Below are 17069 nucleotides of genomic sequence, written 5' to 3'. Positions count from 1 at the left end.
AGGGGCGGATCAGGGCCGCGCGCCCGCTGTGGCCCAGAGGTCGGGATGCATCCCGGCCTCCAGCGCGCCGCGGAGCAGCTGGCCCATCCGGTAGTGGGGCTCCAGCACGAGGGCACGCTCCAGCGCGAACCGGGCGCGGACACCGTCGCCCATCTGCCAGGCCGAGAACCCGGCGAGGCACAGGGACGCCGGCGCGAACTCCTCGGCCGCGATGCGCGCGACCGCCGCCCACAGCTGGTACATCGGCCCAGCGTTGTCCCGTGTGATCCGCAGCCACGCGGTGTCGCGGACCTGCCGCCCCGAGGCGCGCACCGAGAGCTCGACGAGCTGGCCGTCCGTGAGGTGCGCTCCCGCCAGGAACCGATCGGTGAGCTCCGCGACGGCCGCGCGCTCCCCCGCGAGGAACGCGTCGGGATCCGTGGTCAGCGCTCGAGCCATGAAGCGCCCCAGCTCCTCGTCGTGCGCCGCGTCGAGCCAGCGGCGGCGGGGGTCGCGTGCCGGCGCCACCTCGGCGGCGAGGTCGGACCGGTCGCGTGCGATGACCCGGCCCTCGGCGACGGCGCGCACGATCGCCTCGTGGTGGGCGTCGAGCGTGTACGGCTCGCCCTCGGGCGGGACCTCCGGGAGATCGGCCCAGAGCCGGTGGTCGTCGGCCCAGATCGTCAGCCAGTCCCGACCGGGCGGCAGGGCGTCGCGCAGCGCCAACGCCATCGTCCGGGCACGCTCGGCGTCGGAGGAGAGCCCGAAGACGAAGAAGCCCTCGTCCCCGTTGCGCAGCAGGTGCGGCGCGAGCTCGGCGGCCAGCGCGGCCTCCTCGCCCGGCTCGGGCAGGTCGTGCCGCAGTCGGAAGCCGAACCGGCAGCGCGGGCCCGAGACCGCCATGCCGATGACGCACTCGCGGGGCACGAACCCGAAGAAGGTGGGCAGGGCGTTGAGGAGGTCCTCGTGGGTGTGGGCGCGGAACACGGATTCGGTCATGAGCCGACCCTCGTGCTCGAACGGGGCTCGGCTGAACCCCTCCCCCGCGGCCTGTGGACGATGCCGGGCTCCGATCCGCCCCTGTGGACGGAGGGCTAGTCCCGGTCGCTCCGCCGCCGTGCCACGACCGTGCCTGCGGCAACGGCGAGCACGAACGCCCCGACCACCAACGCGATCTGGGCGCTGTCGGCGCCCGGGGAGACGGTCGGCGGCTCCCGGACGGTCATCCGCGGGTCGACGGACTCCGCCGTCACCTCGAAGGCCGGCTGGGACCGAGCGCCTACACGTCCGTCCCCGCACTGCTGCTCGGACACGACCGCGACCTCCGGAGCCGCCTCCTCGCCGATGCGCGCCGTGACGAGGAACTCGGTCGCCTGTCCTGGCGGGATGCCGGTACCGGCGAACTCCACGCGCGGACCGTCGAGGACTCGCGTCCACCCGTCGGGCGCCGTGGCATCGATCAGCGACACGTCGTCAGGCACCTCGAGCGCCAACCCGGTGGTCGGGGCGTCGCCGCAGCCGTCCTCGACGGCGACCACGAGGACGGTGGTCCCGTCGCCCTGGGGCACGATGCCCTCGATCGAGGTATCGGCGATCGCGGGCGAAGCCGCCCCGACGACCAGAGCGACGGCGGCGCTCGCGGCGGCCAGGGTGAGTCTCGGTCGATCGCTCATGGGATCAGCACCTCCGTCGACACGACGGGCTCGTCGAACCGGGTCAGCCGCACGGCCACCAGCAGCCGCCAGGCGCCCGGCAGAGGGAGGTCCGCGGTGCCCTCCCAGTGACCCGGGCCCGTTCGGGTCAGCGGCCGGTTGATTGGGCCGACGTCTCCCTCCTCGAGCGAGATCTGCAGGCGTGGCGGATCGGGCAGGTCCACCACGCGGCCCGCGCCGTCCGTCAGTTCGATCTGCACGGCGTTCACTCCGCGGCGCGTGGGCGACACGACGACCTCGACGCGGTGGGAGTCCTCCAGCTCGAGCTGCGCGCGCTGGACGGTCGGCACGTCCCTGACGACGGTGTCCGTCCGCGGGGGCGGGGTCTGCCCGACGAGCACGCCGGTGGCGAGCAGCACTCCGGCGATCACGACGGCCTCGAAGGCCACGGTGCGCCGGAGGACGCGCGCCCCCGCCTCGGCGCCGCGTCCGGAGACGCGGCGCACGACGAACCGACGGTTCCAAGCCGCGACCGCGACCACGGGGACGAGCAGGAGCGCCTTGATCATCACCGACCTGCCGTACCCGGTCTCCCACAGGGCCGAGAACGAGTCCGCGACCCGCCAGTAGAGGACGATGCCCGCCGCGACGAGCCCGACGACCGACACCCCGGCAACGGCGGAGAAACGGGAGAGGGTGGCAGCGCGCTCCCGCACCCGCAGGGTCGAGCCCGACGCGAGGACGATCGCGAGGCCGATCAGTCCGCCCCACCAGACCGCACCGGCGAGCACGTGCAGGAGGTCGGCCGGGACGACGAGCCACCAAGGACCGTAGCTGCGGGTGTGCCCGACCGGCGCGAGCGAGGAGAGCATCAGCGCGACCCCGACCGCGGCGAGCACGGGCTCACGCGATCGCCCGCGCAGCGCCGCCGCCACTCCCAGGAGCGCCAGGAGTGCGGCCACGCCGGCGGACGAGGTCAGTCCGTCGCGCCAGGCGTCGAGACGCGCGACCGCGGACAGCTCCTCCCCCGACTCCCACACGGCGGTGAGGGGTGCGAGCAGGACGGAGGCGATGACGGCGAGCGCGGCGAGTCGCCGCGTGGCTGCGCGCGTGCGTCGCTCGACGTCCTGCGCCCGGCGCACGGAGGAGGGCACCACGAAGAGCGAGAAGGCGACGAGCCCGGCGAGCCCGAGCACACCGGCGTAGCGGAGAGCCTCGACGACCGACCGTCCCACGACGAGCTCGCGCTGGGCCTCGGAATCCGGCACGCCGATCGCGCCGGGCGTCGCCTCGCCCACCGCGAACGTGAACCCACCGGTGACGGGGTGGGAGTCGGCCGACACGACGCGCCACGTCACGACGTGGGTCCCCGTCGGCAGGGGCTGTTCGGGACGGATCGTGAGGACGGAGTCACGCACGGAGAACTCCGCCGGCTCCTCCTCGCCCGTGGCGTCGAGCACGGCGTTGCCGTTCCCCGCGAGCGTCACCGGCTCCGTGAACGACACGGTGAGCTCGCTCGGCGAGGACGTCAGCACCTGCCCGTCCGCGGGGTTGCTCCCGATCGGCGTGGCGTGGCCGAACGCGGCGGCCGGCCACACCAGGAGCAGGAGCAGCCCGGAGAGCACGGCGGCGAGCCGTGCTCTCCGGGCGCGTGGGGCGAAGGTCACGCGCGCTTCCGCGTGCGACCCAGCGCGAGTCCGCCGGCCGCGAGTCCCAGCGCGCCGAGCACGACGCCGGCCCAGCCCAGCGCGTCGGAGCCCGAGCCGGCCTCGGCCGTCTCGTCCGCGTCCGCGTCGGCGTCGGCGTCGCCATGACCGCCGTGACCGTCGGTCTCGGCGGCCGTCGTCGTGATGAACGGCGCCGGGGACTCGGGCTCGTCCTGACCCTCCTCATAGGTCTGCGTCCAGGCGGTCTCGCCCTTCTCGCAGGTCTGGATCACGGGGAAGACGAGCTTCTCGCCCTCCTCCTCGGGCAGCGGCAGCTGCAACGAGACGGTGTCGCGCAGACCGTCGGCCAGCGGCGTCTTGGCCGTGTAGACGACTTCCGCGACGCGCTCGGTGTACTCGCTGCCATGGCTCCCCTTGACGGCGGACTCGAGCTTCTCGATCTTCTTCTCGACCGTCCAGTTCGGGTTGACCGTCGGCGTCACGGCGATGACCTCCTCAGGGATCTGGAAGGTCAGCTGCGTCGTCGGCGAGGCCTCGCAGCCGTGGCCGACCGAGAAGGTCAGCACGGCGTAGGAGCCGGCAGCCGTCGAGGACGGCGTGACCGAGACGTGGGCCGAGGCCGCTCCGGCGCCGAGGACCACGAGGGCCGAGGACGTGAGGGCGAGCGCTGCCGTCCGGGCAGCACGAGGGGCAAGGGACATGGTTCTTCTCCTGGTTCGGTAACCGCCTGAGGTCAGGCGGAGAGGAGTCACCCGCAGATGCGGGCGACCGGGGCGGTGACGACCCGGGAGAAGGGCGGACCTCTCCGCACCACGATGTGCTCGAGCAGAGCGGACGGATGCAGCGGCTCGGCCCCACGGAGCGCGAGCGCGACCGGCACCGGCGCCGTGACGGGACGGACGAGGCGCAGGACGAAGGTGACGTGACGCCACCACGACCACCAGAGGCGCTCGGCCAGCGCGATGCCCGCCGCGACGACTCCGAGCCCGAGCACGTGGGCGACCAGCATGCCCACGCCCGGGACCACGTCGTGGCCGTGGACGTAGCCCGTCAGCACGTGGACGACGACCTGCGGGACCGCGAGCAGCCCGAGGGCGACGGCGAATCCGATCCGCCGCGCGGCGGCCCACCAGGCCAGCGCGGCCCCGGCGGCGACGACCGGCACGAGCACCACGGCCGGGGGCGGCTGACCGCTCCCGGAGACGTGCGCGCCGACGGCGATGAGGGTCGACCACAGGCTCACGGAGCCGGCACGCACGACGCGTGCGACCGGAGCGGCGGGGGCGACCATGACGTCAGCGTAGGGCCACGCGTCCCCGCTCCCGACGCCGGTGACCTGATGTTTACACGCCCGTCACGGCCCTGCGGCCCCTCAGTCCCATTCGGTGTCTCATTCACGATCGCGACTCCTTCACATCGACGGCGCTTTCGTAACGCGCCAGTTCCCGCCGCGACCGCCGCGCGAAACGCGTCGCCACCAGATTGATGGCCGAATCGACCCCGGCCAGAAGGAACTTCCCCGCATGTCTGTCACTCGCGTCCTGTCCCAGCTCACCGCAGCCGCCGTCGCCACGACGGCCCTGGCGACCCTCACCTCGTCGGTCGCGCACGCGGAGGCGACGGGCGTCATCCGCGGCACCGTCCTGGAGACCGGACACGTCATCGCGCCGGGCATCGACGTGTCGCTCTACCGACTCAGCGGAGAGTTCGTCCAGGCGACGGTCGCCGACTCGTCGGCAGGAGGGTACGCCTTCACCGGACTGGAGCCCGGCTCCTACATCCTGTGGTTCGAGAACCAGAACGAAGCCGTCAGCGAGTGGTACGACAACCAGCCCGACAAGCCTCAGGCCACGCCGATCACGCTCGGCGCCGGGCAGACGTACGTCGCCGACGCGTACCTGACCCAGATCAGCGAGAACCTCGCCGTGCCGACGATCTCGGGCACTCCCACCGTGGGCTCGGTGCTGACCGCGAGCCGTGGCACCTGGTACCCGACGCAGGGCGTCGAGTTCAGCCACCAGTGGCTGCGTGACGGCGCCGTCATCGCCGGCGCGACGACCTCCACCTACCGACTGCGCGACGCGGACGGCGGTCACCGCATCTCCGTCCGCTCCGTGGCGATGGTGCAGGGGGCCACGGAGACGGCCACGAGCGCGTCCACCGCACTCGTCACGGGTGGGACGGCCCCGGTCGAGACGATCGCGAACGTCGCGAAGCCCGCGATCTCGGGGTCCACGACCGTGGGCTCCGTGCTCACGGCCACCCCGGGAAGCTGGACGCCGGCCGACGCGAGCGTGACCCTCCAGTGGCTGCGAGGCGACACGGTGGTCGGGACCGGAAGCAGCTACACCACGGCGACCCAGGACATCGGCTCGGTGCTGCGCGTGCGGGCCACCGCGTCGAGGTCCGGCTGGACCGCCGGCGTCGCCGAGTCCACCGACTTCGGACCGATCACCAGCGCCGCCCCCGTGCTGGTCGCACCGGTCCTGGTGACTCCGCCGACCGTGTCCGGCACCGCCCGCGTCGGCAGCACGCTCACGGCCACGACCGGATCGTGGAGCACCGCGGCCTCCCACGCCTTCCGGTGGACGCGCAACGGCAAGGCCATCTCCGGCGCGACCGGCCGGTCCCACCGTCTCACCCCCGCCGACGCCCGCGCCCGGATCGCGGTCGTGGTGACCGCGAGCAACCCTGCGGGCGGCGCGAGCGCCACCAGCGCCGCGCGTCCGGTCGCCCGGGCCACGACCCGCCTGAGCGCCTCGGCGAAGCCGCTGCGCAAGGGACGGCTGAAGGTCACGGCCAAGGTCACCTCGCAGGGGTCGCGCACCGGGCGGGTCACCATCACGGTCAAGTCCGGCGGCAAGACCAAGGTCGTCCGCACGACGCTCTCCCGCGGCAGCCGCACCCTCACGATCAAGGGCCTGCGCAAGGGCCGCGCGACGGTGCGCGTCGTCTACGCCGGAGACGCGTCCACCAGCGGCGCCTCCCTCACCAGGAAGACGACCGTGCGCTGACCCACGCGCGGCCGCGCCGCTCCCCCCCAGACCTCGGCCCGCCTGACCACGGCGGACCGAGGGACCGGCTCCCCCGACCGGTCCCGACGGCTCCGGCTCCTCCGGCGTCGATCACCCAACCAGCCCCACAAGGAGACCATGTGAATGCGTCACAGCGCGTGCCCTGGAGGACACGCAAAGTCGCCGTCGCTGCACTCGCCCTCGGACTGACCGCCGCCGCGACGACCTACGTCATGGCGCAACAGGACGTGAGCGGCACCGACTCCGGCGAGAGCAGCAAGTTCACCGTCGTCGGCGACGGCGACCTGCCCACCAGCAAGCCGAAGCTCGGCGCCGACCGAGCCACGCTCTCGGCGGAGGAGACCGGCTACGCCATCCACGTGGCGTCCACCGACGCGAGCATCCCCGCGGACGCGACCGACGTGCGGGGGAAGGCGGGGCCGGAGTTCCTCTACGCCGACCTGCCCGACCTGGGTGACGACTACACCGGCCGCAAGGCCGTGGTCGCGCTGTACGACTACACGCACGACATCGCCTACGACCAGGTCGTGGACCTCGGCGCCGGCAAGGTCGTGGACTCCACGAAGTCGGCCAAGGCCCAGCCTCCGACCTCGGCCACCGAGGCGGACCTGGCCATGCGGATCGCCGTCGAGTCCGAGGAGAAGCTGGCGTTCAAGGCCGAGTTCGAGGAGAACATGGGCGTCCCGCTCATCGATCCCGACCAGGTCGACTACGTCGCCGGCTCGTGGGTCTTCAACAAGACCACCGCCAAGGGCAAGGAGTGCGGCGAGGACCGCTGCGCCCAGCTGATGGTCTCGACCGCGTCCGGGGTGTACCTCAACACCTTCGACTTCGTCGTGAACCTGTCCACCCAGAAGATCGTCCGCACGCAGTGAGCAGGGAGAGAAGTCCGATGCGAAAGAAGACACTGACGCGGATCGTCGCCGCCGGCGCGACCGCACTCCTCACGGCAGGCCTGGTCTCGGTCCTGCCCTCGACGGCGGCGACCGCCGCCGAGTCGCCCCTGGCGTGTGCGGACAGCCTCATCGAGAAGGAGCTGGAGAACGGGTCCGCGTGGCGGATGTGCGCGCGCATCCACCCGATCAAGGGCCTCATCCTCGAGCAGATCGAGTTCAAGCCGGCCACGGGCGACTACGAGTACGCGGGCTACAAGCGCGTGCTCGACCAGCTCAACATCGCCCAGCTGAACGTGCCGTACGACACCGGTCACGTGCAGTACAACGACATCACCTCGTACGGGTTCGGCAAGCAGTACCTGATGACGCAGGGGCCCGAGGTGTGCTCCGGCGAGGCGCTCGACGTGGACCAGTCGTTCACGTACAGCGGACGTCTCGTGGAGCGGACGATCCCGGGCATCTGCGTTCAGGAGGACCCCACGGGACTCATGACGCACGCCCAGGAGACCCAGATCGGCGGCGGCACGCTGTACGCCGACCAGGGCACGACCCTCGCCGTCTCGTCCATCTCGAAGATCAGCTGGTACGAGTACCAGCAGCGCGTCTCCTTCGACGACCACGGTCAGATCGACGTCGGCCTCGGCGCCACGGGCGACATCGCACCCGGCTGGGCCTCCGAGAGCCAGACCGGTGCGTTCTTCGGCACCAACCCCAAGGTCGGCTGGCCCCTGTCGGGCAAGTCCACCGTGACGTCGACCCAGGGCGGCCAGACCACCACCAAGGAGGTCCAGTCGTACGCGGGCTCGCACTGGCACAACGCGATCTACAAGGTGGACTTCGGCATCGACAAGGCCGAGCGGCAGACGGTCGAGCAGTGGGACTTCAGCAGCCCCGGGTCCGGGACGCGCGCTCCGATCGTCGAGGGCACGGGAACGGTCAAGAGCTCGGCCTTCTCCTCGGTCGAGAACGAGGACCACGACCAGCTCAGCTGGTGGCGCGTGCTGAACCCCAACAGCAAGAACAAGGACGGGCACGCGCGCTCGTACGAGATCGTGAACAACAACACCTCCAACGCGCTGATCCCGGTCACGTCGCCGGCGGTGTCGTTCACGAACTACCGCTCGTGCGAGGAGTACGCCTCGGACAACCTCAACGCGGGGTGCCCGGGACAGACCATCCTCGACTACGTCGCGAACGACACCCACGAGCTGACCGACCCGGTCGCGTGGGTGAACGTCGGGTTCCACCACACCGACAAGGACGAGGACCAGTCGCCGATGCCGATCCACTGGCAGAAGTTCCAGCTGGTCCCGCGTGACTTCTTCGCCCAGAAGCCGACGATCAAGGATGCGCGCAAGTGCATCAACGGTCCGTTCTCCTCGGTGAACGCGGTCACGAAGCCGTGCACGCCGGAGAACACGGTCAAGCCGAAGATCACCGACAAGGCCGACAGCACCGCGACCGTCGTTCCCGCCGTGGGCAAGGTCCTGACGTCGAGCGCGGGCACGTGGCGCAGTGCGGCCCAGAGCCTGACCTACGCGTACACCTGGTTCCGCAACGGCGAGGCCGTGTCGACGGGTCAGGACTACACCCTGAGCGAGGCCGACATGAACGCGTCGATCTCGGTCAAGGTGAACGCATCGGCCGCCGGCTTCCCGTCGAGCGTCGCCGAGTCCGACGCGGTCGTGTGGGGCACCCCGCCCACGACGGCTCCCACCCCGGAGCCGACGACCGAGCCGACGACCGCCCCGACGACGGCGCCCACCACGGCACCGACGACGGCGCCCACCACGCGGCCCGTCGCCAAGGCGACGCCGCGCGTGGCGGTGCGGCTGGCGGCCAAGACCGTGAAGCCCGGCCGGAAGAACAAGGTCGCCGTCACGGTGACCGCGGCCGGCAAGCCGGTCTCCGGGAAGGTGCGACTCACGGTGAACGGCAGCGTGAGGACGCTGACCCTGGTGAAGGGTCGCACCAACCTCACCTTCACGGCACCGAAGAAGCCGAAGGGGTACGTCGTGAAGGCGTCGTACGCCGGAAGCGGCACGGTCAAGTCGGGAACCGCCGCGGTGAAGTACGTGGTCAGGAAGTGACAACCGGCTGAGCCTTGGGCCGGGACGCCATCCGCGCGGGTGGCGTCCCGGCCCCCTCCCCCTCCCTTCGACGACGGAGCACCCATGCGCGTGACGACTCTCCTTCGCCCCCTCGCCCTCGTGGTGGCGACGCTGGCCCTCACCGGCTGCGGATCGCAACCCCAGCAGGTGGCGCTCGGCGGCACCCAGGCCTCCGAGACCGCGGCGGACCGGCCCACGGTGGAGCGCCCGTGGGGCACCGTGAAGACCTTCCCCCGACTGCAGAAGGCGGAGCCGCCGGCGGCGGCCGACATCGCGTTCGCGCGGGACATGATCCTGCACCACCGGCAGGCCATCGAGCTCTCGGAGAACGTCCGCCGTCATGCGGGCCTCGACGAGCGCGTCAGCGCCTCGGCCCGGTTCATCATCCAGGACCAGCGCAACGAGATCACGACCATGAAGGCGTGGCTGCGCGCCTGGCAGCAGCCCGTGGACGATGCCGCCGACGATCACGACCACACGGCGGGCACGATGCCGGGCATGATCGCGGCCGAGCGCGTGGACGAGATCGCGACGCTCCCCACGCCCGACGCCCAGGTGGCGTTCCTCCGAGCGATGATCGAGCACCACGAGGGTGCCATCACGATGTCGCAGGACTACCTGCCCGTTCAGTCGAACGCGTTCGTCCACAGCACCGCGACGCACATCATCGCCGAGCAGACCACCGAGGTGCGCTACATGGAGGGGATGGTCCGGGAGTGGTGCGAGACCAACGGGCCCCGGACGTGCCCCGCGAGCTGACCTCGCGTCGTCCCCGCCACCTGGGCTGGTGGGCGGGCGCGACCCTCGCCGCGACCCTGGCGATGTCCTTCCTCACCGGACTGCTCGGGCACGCGACGGTCACCTCTCCGTCGATGGCGCCCACCCACGACGTCGGCAGCACCCTGCTGACGACGTCGCTCGGGGCGCGACACCCCGACCGCGGCGAGGTCGTCGTGTTCGAGGCTCCGCGCAGCTGGCGCGAGGCCCACCGCGCCCGCTCCGGCGCCGCGGGAGACGAGGTCGGCGCGCAGGACGCGATGGTGAAGCGCGTGCTCGGGCTGCCCGGCGACCGGATCACATGCTGCGCGCCCGGTGGAGCCCTGATGCGCAACGGGCACGTGCTCGACGAGCCGTACCTCGCGGAGCCCCCGATCGACGTCTCGAACGTGGCCTACGACGTCACGGTGCCCCCGGGGCACCTCTGGGTGCTCGGCGACAACCGCCGTCGCTCCTTCGACTCGCGTGCCATGCAGGCACGCGGGGGCCAGACGGGCCTCCTGCCGCTGACGGCGGTCCGGGCCCGCGTGCTGCGCGGCTGGCCCTGACCTCGCGGCCGTCAGGGATCGACCGTCGTCCCGAGGGAGTCGGTCCCTCGGGCGAGGTCCCGCACCCGCTGACCGAGTGCGAAGCCCGACAGGTCGGGACTGCGCACGAGGTACTCCTGCTGCACGAGGTGCTTGAGGATCCGGTAGGCGGTCGCGCGCGGCATGCCGAGGTTCTCGGCGATCTCCCGCGCGGACACCCCGGCTCCCGATCGGGCCACCTCCTCGAGGATCGCGAAGGCGTTGTCGACCGCACCGGGCTCACGGCCGCGGAAGGCCGCGGGCGGCACCTTCGACGACTGACCCGATCCGCTCATGCGCCCAGCAGGTCCGTGCTGATCGTCTCGTCGTGGATGCCCATCCGCCGCAGCGAGGAGGGCCGGAGCCACCGCAGCCCGACGAACCAGAGCAGGCCCGAGCCGAGCGAGCCGAGCGTGAGCGTCAGCCCCCCGAGGTCGCCCCCGCGCACGTCCTCCACGATGGCGAGTCCTGCCAGCAGCAGCGTCAGCGCCGCGGCGAGACCCGCGAGGACCAGCGGCCCCGGCGTCAGCTCGTCGATGCGGTGCAGGAAGACCGGGAGCGCGAGGGCCACCAGTGCATAGGCCACGAACAGGACGAGGACGGCGTGCTGGAGCAGCGCCATCGACAGCACGCCCACCTGGCGTCCTGTGACGAGTGTGAGGGTTGCGGGAGCGATCGCGACCGGCGCGACCACCAGCAGCGCCCCGACGGGCGACCCCCACCGGTCGTGCGTGCGACCCAGCACGGCAGGCAGGACGCCCTCGCGGGCGAACGAGAAGATCACCCGCGCCAGCGCGTTCCACGCGCAGAGGGTCAGCGCCAGGAACGAGACCGCCAGCAGCGAGCTCAGCGCGGCGTCGGCGACGTGGGCGTCCACCGACTCCGGGAACCACCACTGCGCGGGACCGCCACGGCGCTCCCCCTCGGGGGCGGTCAGGGTGCCGACGGCCGTGAACGCGACGGCGTAGAGCGCCGCGGCCACCAGCAGCGCGCCGGTCATCGCGCGCGGGACGCTCCAGAAGGGTCGTTCGGCCTCGCCGCCGAGCGCCGCCGACGACTCGAAGCCCACCGTGATGCCCAGGACCGCGACGGCACCGAGCAGGACCCGCCACGGATCGGCGCCGTCGAGCGACAGGATCGCGAGGGACGGTGCGCCCTCCCGCGCGAACGTGAGCCCGGCGAGGACCAGCAGACCCACGACCAGCGCCGACTCCACCACCAGCGCCAAGCGGGTCGCGACCCGCACGCCACGCACGGAGACCAGCAGGCAGACCACCACGACCGCGGCGCCGATGCACCACTGGGAGCCGGCCCCGAGCGCGGGCGCGGAGGCGGCGGCCGACGCGACGGCGTCCGTCGACCGGCGCATCGTCTGCGACAGGCCGAACGCCACCAGGATCGCGTAGCCGAGCAGCATCGACGCTCCCACGAGCAGCCCTGCGCAGGGTCCGAGCGACCGCGTCACCCACGTGTACATCGAGCCGGGCGCGGCGATGCGGGTCGCGTAGTGCGAGAACACCCCGGCCAGCAGCAGCGCCAGCCCGAATCCGAGCACCGCGCTGAGCCAGGCGCCGGGCCCGACCACGGCGAGGAGCACGAACGGGACGCTCAGGGCGCTGGCTGCGGGCGCGATGACGGCGACCGAGTTCGCCAGCAGGTCCTCCGCACGAACGGACCGGCGGTCGAGTCCCGCGAGGTCGGAGGCCTCACGCACATCAGGGACCTCGGGCGGATCGGCGATCGCTCGCTCGAGGGCCGCGGGACCGGGCAGACCGTTCATGGTGCCGTCAGGCTAGAAATCTCTCGTATCCCGCGCGTTACGCGCCCGTGTCGGCGGGGGAACGACCGCGAGACGTGACGTCGGCGTGACAATGGGCGCATGCGTCCGACGGCCTCGATCCTGCACCTGGACCTGGACGCCTTCTTCGCCTCGGTCGAGCAGCGCGACAAGCCGTCCCTACGGGGCAAGCCCGTGATCGTCGGCGGGATCGGCCAGCGCGGCGTCGTCTCGACCGCGTCGTACGAGGCGCGGAAGTTCGGCGTTCGTTCGGCGATGAGCATGGCCGAGGCCCGCTCTCGCTGTCCTCACGCGGCCTTCCTCTCCGGCCGCTTCGACGCCTACCGCGCCGCCTCGCGGATCGTCATGGACCGGCTGCGCGCCCTCTCCCCCGCCGTCGAGCCGCTCTCGCTGGACGAGGCGTTCGTCGACCTCGCGGCCGGCGAGGACTTCGACCCCGACCGGCTGCCCCAGCTCGTCGACGAGCTGCGCTGCGACGTCACGCGGCTGACCGACGGGCTCACGGCATCGGTGGGCGTTGCGTCGTCGAAGCTCATGGCCAAGATCGCGAGCGAGATCGACAAGCCGGACGGCTCCTTCATCGTCGCCCCGGGCACGGAGCGCGACCTGCTGGAGCCGATGCCGATCGGCGTCATCGCCGGTGTCGGTCCCGCCACCGAGGCGCGGCTGCGGCACATCGGCGTCACGACCGTGGGCGACGTGTGGCGTCACTCCGAGGCGGAACTGGTCGACCTGCTCGGCTCGGCCTCCGGCACCTCGCTGCACCGGCTGTCCCGCGGCATCGACGACCGGGCCGTCAGCTCGCACCGCGAGAACAAGTCCGTCAGCACCGAGGACACGTTCGAGACCGACATCGTCGACCGCGCCGAGCTGGGGCTGATCTGCGACTCGCTCGCGCGCAAGACCGCCGAGCGGCTGCGTCGCGCACAGCTCTCGGGCCGCACCGTCACGCTGAAGGTCCGCTACCACGACTTCACCACCCACACGCGCTCGCTCACCCTGCCCGGGCCCACCGACCAGACGCGCCTGATCGTCCAGACCGCACGACGCCTGCTCGATGCCACGGACACCGGCGGCGGCCTGCGGCTGCTGGGCGTGGGCATCAGCGGACTGGCCGACTGGGTGCAGGACGACCTGTTCGCCGAGGACGTCCTCGACGACGAGCCCGTGCTGCCCGAGCCGGTCGAGGAGGTTCCTGCCCCCGCGCCGCGTCGCGACTGGTCGCCCGGCATGGACGTCCACCACGCCGAGCACGGCGACGGCTGGGTGTGGGGCCGCGGCATGGGCCTGGTGACCGTGCGGTTCGAGACCCGGCACACCCCCGTCGGCCCCGTGCGGACCCTGCGCGCGGACGACCCCGATCTGGTTCCCGGCCATGCGGGGACGGTGTCGCAGCCGGCCGGTACGGTCGGGGAATGACCGACCAGCGGCCGACCGTCCCCTCCGCGCCCCGCCGTCCGGTGGAGCGCACGCACCACGGCGACACGGTCGTCGACGCCTACGACTGGCTGCGCGACAAGGACGATCCCGAGACGATCGCCTACCTCGAGGCCGAGAACGCGTGGGCCGAGGACACCACGGCGCACCTGGCCGACCTCCGCGAGCAGGTCTTCACCGAGATCAAGGACCGCACGCTCGAGACGGACATGTCGGTCCCGGTGCGCCACGACCGCTGGTGGTACTACTCCCGCACGGTCGAGGGACGTCAGTACGGCATCCGCTGCCGGGTGCCGCTGGCCGGCCCCGACGACTGGGAGCCGCCCGTCGTCGAGCCCGGCGCCACCCTGCCCGGCGAGGAGGTGCTGCTGGACTCGAACGAGGAGGCCGAGGGGCACGAGTTCTTCTCCCTCGGCGCGTTCAGCATCTCCGACGACGGCGACCTGCTGGCCTGGTCGGTCGACACCCAGGGCGACGAGCGCTACACGATCCGCGTCCGGCGACTCTCCACCGGCGAGGTCCTGCCCGACCTCGTCGAGGGCGCCGCGCCCGGCGCCACCTGGTCGGCCGACGGCCGCCACCTCTTCTACGTCACGGTCGACGAGGCCTGGCGCCCGCACCGCGTGTGGCGCCACGAGCTCGGCTCCACCGAGGACGACGTGCTCGTGTTCGAGGAGCCCGACGAGCGCTACTTCGTCGGCCTGGGCCGCACCAGCTCCGAGCGCTTCCTGGTGATCGCCGTCGGGTCCAAGATCACCACCGAGGTCCGTCTGCTCGACGCGCACGACCCCACGGGCGAGTTCTCCGTCGTGTGGCCGCGCCGCGAGGGCGTCGACTACTCCGTCGAGCACGTCGTCGTCGGCGGCCGCGACCAGCTCGCGATCCTCCACAACGACGGCGCCGTGAACTTCGAGCTGGTCCTGGCGCCGCTGGAGGACCCCACCGACACGCGCGTGCTCATCCCCGGGTCCGATGACGTCCGCCTCGAGGCGGCCGACGCGTTCGCCCGCCACCTCGCCGTCTCGTACCGGCGCGACGCCACCACGCGCCTGGCCCTCATGGACATCGGCGACGACGGCATCGGCGCGCCGCAGGAGCTCGAGTTCGACGCCGAGCTGTTCACGTGCGGCCTCGCCGGCAACGCCGAGTGGGACCCGCGCTACCTGCGGATCGGCTACACGTCCTACGTCGAGCCCGCCACCATCTGGGACCTCGAGCCGGCCACCGGTGAGCGGATCCTGCGCCGCCGCGCGCCCGTGCTGGGCGACTTCGACCCGCAGGACTACGAGCAGCACCGCGCCTGGGTGCGCGCCGACGACGGCGCCCTCGTCCCGCTGTCGATCGTGTGCCGTCGCGGCACGCCGCGCGACGGCAGTGCCCCGGGCCTGATCTACGGCTACGGCTCGTACGAGATCAGCCTCGACCCCGACTTCTCGATCTCGCGCCTCAGCCTGCTCGACCGCGGCTTCGTCTACGCCGTCGCCCACGTGCGCGGCGGCGGCGAGCTCGGCCGCGCCTGGTACGACCAGGGCAAGCAGCTGGCCAAGAAGAACACGTTCACCGACTTCGTCGCCTGCGCCCGTCACCTCGCCGACGAGGGCTGGACGTCCGCCGACCGGCTGGTCGCCGAGGGCGGCAGCGCCGGCGGTCTGCTGATGGGCGCCGTCGCGAACCTCGCACCCGACGCGTTCGCGGGCATCTTCGCCGACGTGCCGTTCGTCGACCCGTTGACCACGATCCTCGACCCCTCGCTGCCGCTCACGGTCATCGAGTGGGACGAGTGGGGCGACCCGCTGCACGATCCCGAGGTCTACGCCTACATGAAGGGTTACGCGCCCTATGAGAACGTGGCCGACATCGAGTACCCCGCGATCCTGGCCGGCACGTCGCTCAACGACACCCGCGTCCTCTACGTCGAGCCCGCCAAGTGGGTCGCCCGGCTGCGCGAGGTCACCCGGGCCGAGCGATCGGTCCTGCTGCGCACCGAGATGGCCGCCGGCCACGGCGGCGTCAGCGGTCGCTACGCCGCCTGGCGTCAGCGGGCCTGGGAGCTGGCGTGGATCATCGACACCGCGACCCGCGTGACCGGCGCCATTCCAAGAAACTCCTGAGAACGGAACACCAGCGCTGCCGCGTTCGTTGTACCGGGTGAAGCCACCGTCAGGAGGATCACCGTGGAAGACCGTGAATTCGAGGGCAAGGACAGCGTCGGCATGTACCTGTCCGAGATCGCGCGCACCCCGCTGCTCGACGCCGAGCGCGAGGTCGAGCTGAGCCGCACGATCGAGGCCGGGCTGTACGCCCGCCACTTGCTCGAGACCGGCCGCATCGGACGTGCGAAGGGCGGCGCGCCCAAGCGCGCCTCGCGCGAGGAGCTGGAGTGGATCGCCGAGGAGGGCGACCGCGCCGTGCAGGAGTTCGTCCAGGCGAACCTGCGCCTCGTCGTGTCGATCGCGCGCAAGTACGGACGCGCGCAGATGCCGATGCTCGACCTCATCCAGGAGGGCAACACGGGTCTGATCCGCGCCGTGGAGAAGTTCGACTACGCCAAGGGCTTCAAGTTCTCGACCTACGCCACGTGGTGGGTCCGTCAGGCCATCACCCGTGGTGTCGCGCAGCAGGCGCGCGTCGTGCGCCTCCCCGTGCACGTCGTCGAGGAGCTGAACCAGGTCTCCGGCGCCCGTCGCAACCTCGAGCGCCAGCTGGGCTACGACCCCGAGCCCGCCGAGATCGCCGCCGAGCTCGGGATGGAGGTCGAGCGCGTCATCGACCTGCTCGCCTGGGGCCGCGACCACGTCAGCCTCGACTCCCCCGTGGACGAGGACGGCGACACCAGCCTCGGCGACCTGATCGCCCGCGACAGCACGCCCGGCCCCGACCTGGCGATGCTCGACCACGATGCCCGCGACCAGCTGCTCGCTCTCGTCGACCGACTGGAGGCCCGCGAGGCCGACATCGTCAAGGCCCGCTACGGCCTGCTCGACGGTCGCCAGCAGAAGCTCGCCGACATCGGCAAGCGCCACGGCATCTCGGCCGAGCGCGTGCGTCAGGTGGAGCGCCAGGCGATCGCGCGACTGCGCGAGATCGCCGATCCCGAACTGGCCGCGTAAGCGGTCACTCCCGAGCGGACGCTACTGCAGCGGCGTCGCGC

General features: G+C 72.1%; 15 protein-coding genes. 8 read left to right on the top strand and 7 right to left on the bottom strand.

Annotated elements, in window-relative coordinates; all coding sequences use genetic code 11:
• Positions 1-9 precede the first annotated feature (9 nt).
• The 5 genes from O3S82_RS07155 to O3S82_RS07135 all read right to left on the bottom strand — a co-directional run bounded on the left by O3S82_RS07155 (position 10) and on the right by O3S82_RS07135 (position 4589).
• On the bottom strand, positions 10-978 hold the full coding sequence (locus tag O3S82_RS07155; protein WP_269306626.1) for a DUF4192 domain-containing protein: 969 nt from the start codon (positions 976-978) through the stop codon (positions 10-12).
• 95 nt (positions 979-1073) lie between these two features.
• Positions 1074-1652 carry a DUF1775 domain-containing protein gene (locus O3S82_RS07150; RefSeq protein WP_269306624.1) on the bottom strand — a complete coding sequence of 193 codons (579 nt, stop codon included), beginning with the start codon at positions 1650-1652 and terminating at the stop codon, positions 1074-1076.
• Positions 1649-3298, bottom strand: coding sequence for a copper resistance CopC/CopD family protein (locus O3S82_RS07145; protein ID WP_269306622.1), 1650 nt, complete (start codon positions 3296-3298; stop codon positions 1649-1651). Before O3S82_RS07145 ends, O3S82_RS07150 begins: the two co-directional genes overlap by 4 nt.
• Positions 3295-3999 carry a YcnI family copper-binding membrane protein gene (locus O3S82_RS07140; protein ID WP_269306620.1) on the bottom strand — a complete coding sequence of 235 codons (705 nt, stop codon included), beginning with the start codon at positions 3997-3999 and terminating at the stop codon, positions 3295-3297. The genes O3S82_RS07145 and O3S82_RS07140 overlap by 4 nt, the downstream gene beginning before the upstream one ends.
• Before the next feature lie 47 nt (positions 4000-4046).
• The gene (locus tag O3S82_RS07135) at positions 4047-4589 is read right to left on the bottom strand and encodes a hypothetical protein (protein ID WP_179424908.1); all 543 of its coding nucleotides are present in this window, start codon (positions 4587-4589) and stop codon (positions 4047-4049) included.
• Between the two features lie 232 nt (positions 4590-4821).
• Between O3S82_RS07135 and O3S82_RS07130 the strand changes: the two genes are divergently transcribed.
• The 5 genes from O3S82_RS07130 to lepB all read left to right on the top strand — a co-directional run bounded on the left by O3S82_RS07130 (position 4822) and on the right by lepB (position 10665).
• A complete protein-coding gene (locus tag O3S82_RS07130; RefSeq protein WP_269306618.1) occupies positions 4822-6312 on the top strand; it encodes a hypothetical protein in 1491 nt (496 codons plus the stop codon).
• 140 nt (positions 6313-6452) lie between these two features.
• Positions 6453-7208 carry a hypothetical protein gene (locus O3S82_RS07125; protein WP_179424912.1) on the top strand — a complete coding sequence of 252 codons (756 nt, stop codon included), beginning with the start codon at positions 6453-6455 and terminating at the stop codon, positions 7206-7208.
• 17 nt (positions 7209-7225) lie between these two features.
• Complete coding sequence (locus tag O3S82_RS07120; protein ID WP_269306616.1) at positions 7226-9319, top strand: copper amine oxidase; 2094 nt, start codon at positions 7226-7228, stop codon at positions 9317-9319.
• 84 nt (positions 9320-9403) lie between these two features.
• On the top strand, positions 9404-10099 hold the full coding sequence (locus O3S82_RS07115) for a DUF305 domain-containing protein (RefSeq protein WP_269306614.1): 696 nt from the start codon (positions 9404-9406) through the stop codon (positions 10097-10099).
• The gene (gene lepB, locus O3S82_RS07110; RefSeq protein WP_269306612.1) at positions 10084-10665 is read left to right on the top strand and encodes a signal peptidase I; all 582 of its coding nucleotides are present in this window, start codon (positions 10084-10086) and stop codon (positions 10663-10665) included. The genes O3S82_RS07115 and lepB overlap by 16 nt, the downstream gene beginning before the upstream one ends.
• Before the next feature lie 11 nt (positions 10666-10676).
• Here lepB and O3S82_RS07105 read toward each other — a convergent pair whose 3' ends face one another.
• Together O3S82_RS07105 and O3S82_RS07100 are read right to left on the bottom strand one after the other, a co-directional pair.
• Positions 10677-10979, bottom strand: coding sequence for a helix-turn-helix domain-containing protein (locus O3S82_RS07105; RefSeq protein ID WP_179424920.1), 303 nt, complete (start codon positions 10977-10979; stop codon positions 10677-10679).
• Positions 10976-12463: an APC family permease gene (locus O3S82_RS07100; protein WP_269306609.1), complete on the bottom strand. Its 1488-nt coding sequence runs from the start codon at positions 12461-12463 to the stop codon at positions 10976-10978. The genes O3S82_RS07105 and O3S82_RS07100 overlap by 4 nt, the downstream gene beginning before the upstream one ends.
• 99 nt (positions 12464-12562) lie before the next feature.
• Here O3S82_RS07100 and O3S82_RS07095 point away from each other — a divergent pair, with 99 nt between their 5' ends.
• The 3 genes from O3S82_RS07095 to O3S82_RS07085 all read left to right on the top strand — a co-directional run bounded on the left by O3S82_RS07095 (position 12563) and on the right by O3S82_RS07085 (position 17028).
• Positions 12563-13900, top strand: coding sequence for a DNA polymerase IV (locus tag O3S82_RS07095; protein WP_269306607.1), 1338 nt, complete (start codon positions 12563-12565; stop codon positions 13898-13900).
• Positions 13897-16029 (top strand): S9 family peptidase, encoded by a 2133-nt coding sequence (locus O3S82_RS07090; RefSeq protein ID WP_269306605.1) that lies wholly within the window; start codon positions 13897-13899, stop codon positions 16027-16029. The genes O3S82_RS07095 and O3S82_RS07090 overlap by 4 nt, the downstream gene beginning before the upstream one ends.
• A gap of 102 nt (positions 16030-16131) precedes the next feature.
• Positions 16132-17028, top strand: coding sequence for a sigma-70 family RNA polymerase sigma factor (locus O3S82_RS07085; RefSeq protein WP_269307047.1), 897 nt, complete (start codon positions 16132-16134; stop codon positions 17026-17028).
• The last annotated feature ends 41 nt before the right edge of the window (positions 17029-17069 follow it).

The organism is Aeromicrobium sp. HA (assembly GCF_027171405.1).
In the GTDB taxonomy this organism is placed as follows: Bacteria; Actinomycetota; Actinomycetes; order Propionibacteriales; family Nocardioidaceae; genus Aeromicrobium; species Aeromicrobium tamlense.
This window is presented reverse-complemented; position numbering and strand designations above follow the sequence as displayed.

Excerpts from the sequence above, each read along its gene's own strand:
- O3S82_RS07155 (WP_269306626.1), bottom strand. The coding sequence starts at position 978 with ATGACCGAATCCGTGTTCCGCGCCCACACCCACGAGGACCTCCTCAAC.
- O3S82_RS07150 (WP_269306624.1), bottom strand. The coding sequence starts at position 1,652 with ATGAGCGATCGACCGAGACTCACCCTGGCCGCCGCGAGCGCCGCCGTC.
- O3S82_RS07140 (WP_269306620.1), bottom strand. The coding sequence starts at position 3,999 with ATGTCCCTTGCCCCTCGTGCTGCCCGGACGGCAGCGCTCGCCCTCACG.
- O3S82_RS07135 (WP_179424908.1), bottom strand. The coding sequence starts at position 4,589 with ATGGTCGCCCCCGCCGCTCCGGTCGCACGCGTCGTGCGTGCCGGCTCC.
- O3S82_RS07130 (WP_269306618.1), top strand. The coding sequence starts at position 4,822 with ATGTCTGTCACTCGCGTCCTGTCCCAGCTCACCGCAGCCGCCGTCGCC.
- O3S82_RS07120 (WP_269306616.1), top strand. The coding sequence starts at position 7,226 with ATGCGAAAGAAGACACTGACGCGGATCGTCGCCGCCGGCGCGACCGCA.
- O3S82_RS07115 (WP_269306614.1), top strand. The coding sequence starts at position 9,404 with ATGCGCGTGACGACTCTCCTTCGCCCCCTCGCCCTCGTGGTGGCGACG.
- O3S82_RS07105 (WP_179424920.1), bottom strand. The coding sequence starts at position 10,979 with ATGAGCGGATCGGGTCAGTCGTCGAAGGTGCCGCCCGCGGCCTTCCGC.
- O3S82_RS07100 (WP_269306609.1), bottom strand. The coding sequence starts at position 12,463 with ATGAACGGTCTGCCCGGTCCCGCGGCCCTCGAGCGAGCGATCGCCGAT.
- O3S82_RS07095 (WP_269306607.1), top strand. The coding sequence starts at position 12,563 with ATGCGTCCGACGGCCTCGATCCTGCACCTGGACCTGGACGCCTTCTTC.
- O3S82_RS07090 (WP_269306605.1), top strand. The coding sequence starts at position 13,897 with ATGACCGACCAGCGGCCGACCGTCCCCTCCGCGCCCCGCCGTCCGGTG.
- O3S82_RS07085 (WP_269307047.1), top strand. The coding sequence starts at position 16,132 with ATGTACCTGTCCGAGATCGCGCGCACCCCGCTGCTCGACGCCGAGCGC.